Annotated in this window: 12 protein-coding genes; all 12 read left to right on the top strand. The window is 56.3% G+C overall.

Features of this window, described 5'->3' with window-relative positions:
- The coding region (locus ACRZ95_RS20830) for an EF-Tu C-terminal domain-related protein (RefSeq protein WP_226783293.1) at positions 1 to 85 on the top strand (85 nt) is incomplete at its 5' end.
- Positions 86 to 900: 815 nt separating this feature from the next.
- Positions 901 to 1,215, top strand: a complete 315-nt coding sequence (gene rpsJ / locus ACRZ95_RS20825; RefSeq protein WP_008756422.1) for a 30S ribosomal protein S10 — start codon at positions 901 to 903, stop codon at positions 1,213 to 1,215.
- A gap of 18 nt (positions 1,216 to 1,233) precedes the next feature.
- Positions 1,234 to 1,959, top strand: coding sequence for a 50S ribosomal protein L3 (gene rplC, locus ACRZ95_RS20820; protein ID WP_008758167.1), 726 nt, complete (start codon positions 1,234 to 1,236; stop codon positions 1,957 to 1,959).
- Entirely contained in the window at positions 1,956 to 2,573 is a 618-nt protein-coding gene (rplD, locus tag ACRZ95_RS20815) for a 50S ribosomal protein L4 (RefSeq protein ID WP_008756644.1), read from the top strand. The genes rplC and rplD overlap by 4 nt, the downstream gene beginning before the upstream one ends.
- Positions 2,570 to 2,866: a 50S ribosomal protein L23 gene (locus tag ACRZ95_RS20810; RefSeq protein ID WP_008757532.1), complete on the top strand. Its 297-nt coding sequence runs from the start codon at positions 2,570 to 2,572 to the stop codon at positions 2,864 to 2,866. The genes rplD and ACRZ95_RS20810 overlap by 4 nt, the downstream gene beginning before the upstream one ends.
- Positions 2,863 to 3,495, top strand: coding sequence for a hypothetical protein (locus ACRZ95_RS20805; protein ID WP_170681384.1), 633 nt, complete (start codon positions 2,863 to 2,865; stop codon positions 3,493 to 3,495). Before ACRZ95_RS20810 ends, ACRZ95_RS20805 begins: the two co-directional genes overlap by 4 nt.
- A gap of 243 nt (positions 3,496 to 3,738) precedes the next feature.
- Positions 3,739 to 4,671: a YHYH protein gene (locus ACRZ95_RS20800; protein WP_170681385.1), complete on the top strand. Its 933-nt coding sequence runs from the start codon at positions 3,739 to 3,741 to the stop codon at positions 4,669 to 4,671.
- Positions 4,672 to 4,962: 291 nt separating this feature from the next.
- Complete coding sequence (rplB, locus tag ACRZ95_RS20795; protein WP_120633917.1) at positions 4,963 to 5,805, top strand: 50S ribosomal protein L2; 843 nt, start codon at positions 4,963 to 4,965, stop codon at positions 5,803 to 5,805.
- A 3-nt stretch (positions 5,806 to 5,808) separates the two neighbouring features.
- The gene (gene rpsS / locus ACRZ95_RS20790) at positions 5,809 to 6,087 is read left to right on the top strand and encodes a 30S ribosomal protein S19 (RefSeq protein ID WP_005980699.1); all 279 of its coding nucleotides are present in this window, start codon (positions 5,809 to 5,811) and stop codon (positions 6,085 to 6,087) included.
- Between the two features lie 3 nt (positions 6,088 to 6,090).
- Positions 6,091 to 6,471 (top strand): 50S ribosomal protein L22, encoded by a 381-nt coding sequence (gene rplV, locus ACRZ95_RS20785; RefSeq protein ID WP_039538267.1) that lies wholly within the window; start codon positions 6,091 to 6,093, stop codon positions 6,469 to 6,471.
- Complete coding sequence (gene rpsC / locus ACRZ95_RS20780; protein ID WP_008758042.1) at positions 6,471 to 7,181, top strand: 30S ribosomal protein S3; 711 nt, start codon at positions 6,471 to 6,473, stop codon at positions 7,179 to 7,181. The genes rplV and rpsC overlap by 1 nt, the downstream gene beginning before the upstream one ends.
- A gap of 12 nt (positions 7,182 to 7,193) precedes the next feature.
- Positions 7,194 to 7,607: a 50S ribosomal protein L16 gene (gene rplP, locus ACRZ95_RS20775; RefSeq protein WP_058283513.1), complete on the top strand. Its 414-nt coding sequence runs from the start codon at positions 7,194 to 7,196 to the stop codon at positions 7,605 to 7,607.
- Positions 7,608 to 7,695: the final 88 nt, after the last annotated feature.

Below are 7,695 nucleotides of genomic sequence, written 5' to 3'. Positions count from 1 at the left end.
CGCGATGGAGCAGGGCCTGCGCTTTGCGATCCGCGAAGGCGGCCGCACCGTCGGCGCCGGCGTTGTGTCGAAAATCACTGAATAAGTCGCGCAAGCGAATGATCAGGAGAAAGGGCGTCCCTCAGGACGCCCTTTTTCGTTTGAGCTATACGGTTCCGAGGTGGGCCTAAACGTGTTCGAATCGAGATGACGCTTGGAAAGTTCGCCGTCGTTAAGGGCAAAACGGATTGAGGTTTCTTAATCCAAACTCCACCTCTCCCAAAGACAGGAAACCCACATGTGATCTGAAACAAAAAGCGGGGCGTGCGCAGGCCGAGCCGCTGACGTAATCAGGAGGAAATCATGTTGGGTTTTGAATTCTTGAACTATGGAACGCAAATCCTTCACAGCAAGGATCTGGAAGACATGCGATCTGCCATCCTTAGTGACGACGACCAAGAAGTCGACTGTGATATCAGCGAGTTTAGACGAGAGCGTAAGCGGTTCGACGTCCGGCTTGCCGAGCAGCCTAACAGAATCTGAAGCGCTAAAGCACGTCCAGAACCTGTGTCGTCAACCAGCGTATTCACCGTAGCGTGGGGTGAAAACCTTCCAGACCAAGTCGGTTTTCTCTGAATGCTCAATTGTCGCGTGTAGGCTTTACACCTCGTCCATAGTTCTTTAGCGCGTTCTTGTTGCGAAGTTGGTCCTGAAGATCAGTTCTTGGTGCTGGGTCGTGTCGCTCTTTGAGGTGGGACAGAGCCAACAAACCCCTTGCCAAACCCCACCAACCCCACTAATACGCGCGAGTTCTCGATAAGAACGTCAAGGCGGGGTGATTCCCGCCTTTTGGGTTCGAAGAGGGTTGGCGATGCGCGTCTGTCCTCCTCTCAACCTCAACGCCTAAAAAAGGCTGTTAATATGCAAAGCCAAAATATCCGTATTCGGCTGAAGGCATTTGACTATCGCGTTCTGGATGCCAGCACGCAAGAGATCGTCAACACTGCCAAGCGGACCGGCGCGAATGTGCGCGGCCCGATTCCGCTGCCGAACAAGATTGAGAAGTTCACGGTTCTCCGTGGCCCTCACGTTGACAAGAAATCCCGCGACCAGTTCGAGATCCGTACGCACAAGCGTCTGCTCGACATCGTTGATCCGACCCCCCAGACCGTTGACGCGCTGATGAAGCTCGATCTCGCTGCTGGTGTGGATGTCGAGATCAAGTTGCAGTCGTAAGATCGGAGGGTATAGATTATGCGCTCTGGTATTATCGCAAAAAAAGTTGGCATGACCCGCCTGTTCATGGAAGACGGCAAGCAGATCCCTGTAACCGTTCTTCACCTGGACAACCTGCAGGTTGTTGCACAGCGTACCGCTGACAAAGACGGCTACACCGCCGTTCAGCTGGGCGCCGGTGCTGCCAAGGCAAAACGCACCTCGAAAGCCATGCGTGGTCACTATGCCGCTGCCAAGGTCGAGCCCAAGCGTAAGCTGGCCGAGTTCCGCGTCTCCGAAGATGGTCTGATTGATGTGGGCGCCGAGATTTCGGCAGAACACTTCCTGGAAGGTCAGAAAGTTGACGTTTCGGGCACGTCGATCGGTAAAGGCTTTGCCGGTGCGATGAAGCGCTGGAACTTTGGTGGTTTGCGCGCCTCGCACGGTGTTTCGATCAGCCACCGTTCGCACGGTTCGACCGGTCAGTGTCAGGATCCGGGTAAGGTTTTCAAAGGCAAGAAGATGGCCGGTCACATGGGTGCTGCCCGTGTAACCACCCAGAACTTGGAAGTCGTCAAAACCGACGCCGACCGGAACCTGGTCTTCATCAAAGGCGCCGTTCCTGGACCGAAATCGGGCTGGGTCACCGTCAAGGACGCCGTGAAGAAGAAAGCACCGGAAGGCCTGCCTTTCCCGGCTGCTGTGAAATCGGCTGCAACCGAAGCACCTGCGGAAGAAGCTCCCGCGGAAGGTGGTGAAGCATGAAACTTGATGTAATCAAACTGGACGGCGGCAAAGCCGGCGACATCGAGCTGAACGCCGATCTGTTCGGTCTCGAGCCGCGTGCGGACATCCTGCACCGTGTGGTCCGTTGGCAGCGCAACAACGCGCAGGCCGGCACCCACAAGGTCAAGACCCGCTCGGAAACCAGCTACTCGACCAAGAAGATCTATCGCCAGAAGGGCACCGGTGGCGCACGCCATGGTGACCGTAATGCGCCGATCTTCCGTGGTGGCGGTATCTACAAAGGCCCCGTCGTTCGTTCGCACGGCCACGACTTGCCCAAGAAGTTCCGCAAGCTTGGCCTGCGCCACGCTCTGTCGGCCAAAGCCAAGGCAGGTGAACTGGTTGTGATCGAGAACGCCGAAGCCGAAGGCAAGACCGCCGCTCTGGCCAAACAGGTTGCAAACCTGGGTTGGAAACGCGCTCTGGTCATCGACGGCGCGACCGTGAACGAAGGGTTCCTGAAAGCGTCCAAGAACATCGAAGGTCTGGATATCCTGCCGTCGATGGGCGCAAACGTCTATGACATCCTCAAGCGTGACACCCTAGTGCTCACCAAAGCGGCTGTCGAAGCACTGGAGGCTCGTCTGAAATGAGCGCGAAGGCAGAACACTACGACGTGATCCGCAAGCCGATCATCACCGAAAAGTCGACCATGGCGTCCGAAAACGGCGCGGTTGTCTTTGAAGTGGCGATCGACAGCAACAAGCCGCAGATCAAAGAGGCCGTTGAGGCGCTGTTTGGTGTGAAGGTCAAAGCGGTGAACACCACCGTGACCAAAGGCAAGGTCAAGCGGTTCCGCGGCCAGCTGGGCCGTCGGAAAGACGTCAAAAAAGCATATGTGACCCTGGAAGAGGGTAACACAATCGACGTGAGCACCGGTCTTTGATCCGACGCTTACTGCGAGCATTCACGGCCTCGGTGGTTCAACCCGCCGGGGCCGATTTCGTTTCAGACCCTGAAACTGTGCGTGTGCAGGTGCTGGAGCAAATGCGGGCGTTCAGTGCCGAGCCTTATTTTCAGATTGCCGATGAGAAGCTGGGGCTGCTGTCGGTGTTTGATGATCTGAAATACGACCGGGCAGATGTGGACATGATCTCTCCGGCGATGCGCAAGCATGTGGTCGGCAAGCTTGGCCCGCTGGGGTTCCGTCAGACCTCGGGCACGGTGTTGGAGCACGCCGAGGCCGATATGCGCGTGCACATTCCCAAGTTCCACGCCCTTGGCGCGTCACCTTTCGATATCGCGCGCTATACCGAGAAACGCCCGCAGGACTACTGCCTGCTGACGCCCACGCAGGTGGCCTGCCAGTACGTGGATCACTATGAGTTGGACGACGCGGTGCAGCGGATTGAGGCGTTGATTGCGAAGCACCCGATCAACCTGCTCAAACTGGCGGATTATCTGGAAGGCAAACCCAAACACCGCGTCTTTCGCGAGGTGCTGGGGCATATCAAACTCAAGCAGAGGATCGCGGTGGAGTCCGAGCCGCTGTGCCGCAGACGGTCTTTGGGGTGAGTACTTGGTGAAGCCTTTGTTGTGTGATCGATAGACACCGCTGCGATACCGGAATCTGCGTATGCGACAGAAACGATCAAATCGACTTGTTATTGCGTCTTGATAGTAATCTGCGACGCAAGGACCTCTGCTCTACGCACACAGAGCGCTGAACCCAGAAAGATGATACAACAACAATAAGTTTCAAATACAATGTCATAAGAACCTGAGAAGTGTCACCACCAGTTCGTGGAGGTATCGAAATTGAGATTGTCTGTCTTTTGCGTTTTTGCCCTGGCCTTGCCGTTTCCCTGTTTTTCGCAGGAATCAGCTCCAACCGACATTAGGAATGCCATTCTGACCAGCAGATCAGGCGATTGCGCTGACTACATTGGTAGCTACAAAGCGGACGTCGAAGATATCCAAAAGGGCACCTCCTACGAGGCACAAGTCAAGATAGACGCCGACAACGAGACTTGTACAATTGCTACGAATGGGACACCCAACCATGACTTCAATGGTGCGACAGCACGTTTTGCCAATGACTTTCGTCCTTTGTTGAGTGAATTCCAAATTACGCGAAAGCCAGAAAAGGCTACAAACCCGAGTCCCCTGGGCCAACAGGCATACAACGCCATATTGTTGAATGGCGTACCTGTGGATTTGCTTTCGGCAGGTTGCTATCGACCAGATGCTCCCCGAGCTGACAAAAACGGCAACGTGCTTGCTGGTTGTACCATCCGCGACCCCTGGCTGATTGATCCGCCATCTTACGATAAGTACTTTGGGGTTGATTTACATAATGCGCATACACAGCCAGATGGCAGGTATCACTACCATTCGAACCCGAACGCACTGTTCAATGACCGACAGTTCGATGCGCCTTCTCCAGTAATCGGTTTTGCGTCAGACGGTTTCCCGATATACGGAACAATCTTCGAGGATAGCGACGGGAAAATTCGAGCGGCCCTCTCGGGCTATGAGTTGAAGTCTACGGAGAGGCCAAAACCGCCGAACGGCCCGGGTGGTATGCCGGATGGCACTTACATTGAAGACTATGAGTTCACAGGCAATGGAGATCTGGATGAATGCAATGGTATGACCGTTGATGGTCAATACGGGTACTATGTCACAAGCTCGTATCCATGGATTCTGAATTGCTACACAGGAACTCCCAACCCTTCGTTCCGAAAGTGATTTGGAAACGGTTGTCCAAAACTGTTCAATCTGTGGCGCCACCGGTAAGAATTAACGAGTGCTACCGAGATTTGCAGCATGCACTTGGCTAGCTTGAAAGAATCCGCCGCCCCCTATAGACACCTACCCCCAACCCTGTTAAACGCACCCAATCTTGCGGCCTCGGATTCGTTCCGGGGCCTCTGATATTTGTAACCGGGGACCTTCGGGGCCCTATACCCTTGGCACCTACGGGGGCCTATCACATAGCGGGGGAAGTCCCTCGCACTTGCTAAACGGAAGACAGAAAGCATGGCACTCAAGTCGTACAAGCCGACGACGCCGGGCCAGCGCGGGCTGGTGCTGATCGACCGTTCGGAGCTTTGGAAAGGACGTCCGGTCAAGTCTCTCACAGAGGGTTTGACCAAATCGGGCGGCCGGAACAACACCGGACGGATCACTTCACGCCGCCGCGGCGGTGGCGCAAAGCGTCTCTACCGGATCGTTGACTTCAAACGGAACAAATTTGATGTCGCGGCAACCGTCGAGCGGATCGAATATGACCCGAACCGGACCGCATTCATCGCACTGGTAAAATACGAAGACGGCGAGCAGGCATATATCCTTGCTCCGCAGCGTCTGGCTGTTGGTGACAAAGTCGTGGCATCCGCCAAGGCCGACATCAAGCCTGGCAACGCAATGCCGTTCTCGGGCATGCCCATCGGTACCATCGTCCACAACATCGAGATGAAGCCCGGCAAAGGCGGTCAGATCGCACGTGCGGCCGGTACTTACGCTCAGTTCGTTGGTCGCGATGGCGGCTACGCTCAGATCCGTCTGAGCTCGGGCGAGCTGCGCATGGTCCGTCAGGAATGCATGGCCACCATCGGTGCCGTGTCCAACCCCGACAACTCGAACCAAAACCTCGGTAAAGCCGGTCGTATGCGCCACAAGGGCGTTCGTCCGTCGGTTCGTGGTGTTGCAATGAACCCGATCGATCACCCGCACGGTGGTGGTGAAGGTCGTACCTCGGGTGGCCGTACGCCGGTTACGCCGTGGGGTAAGGACACCAAGGGTAAGCGTACCCGCAACAAGAACAAAGCGTCCCAGAAGCTGATCATCCGCTCGCGGCACGCCAAGAAGAAGGGACGTTAATCCATGTCTCGCTCTGTTTGGAAGGGTCCTTTCGTCGATGCTTACGTGCTGAAAAAAGCCGAAGCAGCGCGCGAGTCGGGCCGCAACGAAGTCATCAAAATCTGGTCGCGTCGTTCCACCATTCTGCCCCAGTTCGTGGGTCTGACCTTTGGTGTGTACAACGGCCAGAAGCACATTCCCGTCAACGTCTCGGAAGACATGATCGGTCAGAAGTTCGGTGAATACTCGCCGACCCGTACCTATTATGGCCACGCCGCAGACAAAAAAGCGAAGCGGAAGTAAGTCATGGGCAAGGAAAAGAACCCCCGCCGCGTGGCTGAAAACGAAGCAATGGCGAAAACCCGCATGCTTCGCACCAGCCCGCAGAAACTGAACCTGGTTGCGCAAATGATCCGCGGCAAGAAAGTCGAGAAGGCTCTGACTGACCTGACTTTCTCGAACAAGCGTGTCGCGCAGGACGTGAAGAAGTGCCTGCAGTCCGCAATCGCGAATGCCGAAAACAACCACAACCTGGACGTTGACGAGCTGATCGTTGCCGAAGCATGGGTTGGCAAGAACCTGGTCATGAAGCGCGGTCGTCCGCGTGCGCGTGGCCGTTTCGGCAAGATCATGAAGCCGTTCTCGGAGATCACCATCAAGGTGCGTCAAGTTGAGGAGCAAGCCTAATGGGTCATAAAGTAAATCCGATCGGCATGCGCCTGCAGGTCAACCGCACCTGGGACAGCCGCTGGTACGCCGACACCAAGGACTACGGTGATCTTCTGCTGGAAGACCTCAAGATCCGTGAGTTCATCAACAAAGAGTGCAAGCAGGCCGGTGTTGCCCGTGTGATCATCGAACGTCCGCACAAGAAGTGCCGCGTTACGATCCACACTGCACGTCCCGGTGTCATCATCGGCAAGAAAGGTGCAGACATCGAAGTTCTGCGCAAAAAGCTTGCTCGTATGACCGACAGCGAACTGCACCTGAACATCGTCGAAGTGCGCAAGCCCGAGCTTGACGCGCAGCTGGTTGCCGAGTCCATCGCTCAGCAGCTGGAGCGTCGTGTTTCGTTCCGTCGCGCCATGAAGCGCTCGGTTCAGAACGCCATGCGCATGGGCGCCCTGGGTATCCGGGTGAACGTCGCGGGTCGTCTGGGCGGCGCCGAAATCGCACGGACCGAGTGGTACCGCGAAGGCCGCGTGCCTCTGCACACTCTGCGTGCCGACATCGATTACGCACATGCCGAAGCGATGACTCCTTACGGGATCATCGGGATCAAGGTCTGGATCTTCAAAGGTGAGATCATGGAGCACGATCCGCAGGCACGTGACCGTAAAGCACAGGAACTCCAGGACGGCCCTGCACCTCGTGGTGCTGGTGGCGGTCGTCGCTAAGGAGGGAAAGATATGCTTCAACCAAAGCGTACTAAATTCCGCAAGATGCACAAAGGCCGGATCAAGGGTCTCGCCAAGGGCGGCTCTGATCTGAACTTTGGCACCTACGGCCTCAAAGCTCTTGAGCCTGAGCGTGTAACCGCACGCCAGATCGAAGCTGCACGTCGTGCCATGACGCGTCACATGAAGCGTCAGGGTCGTGTTTGGATCCGCATCTTCCCCGACACTCCGGTCACGGCCAAGCCGATCGAAGTTCGTATGGGTAAAGGTAAAGGTTCGGTCGACCGCTGGGCATGCAAAGTCAAGCCTGGCCGCGTGATGTTCGAGATCGACGGCGTCAATGACGACATCGCCCGCGAGGCCCTGCGCCTGGCCGCGATGAAGCTGCCGATCAAGACTCGCGTCGTGGTTCGCGAAGACTGGTAAGCGACTGGGGAAACCCGAACAGCATTGCCCCCGCCGAGAAATCGGTGGGGGCTTTTTCGTTTGTGGCCTCTCGCAAACCCGCTAGGCG

This window comes from Ruegeria sp. AI3 (assembly GCF_056541245.1).
The sequence above is the reverse complement of the archived record's forward strand: the minus strand, read 5'-3'. Positions and strand labels throughout refer to the sequence as shown.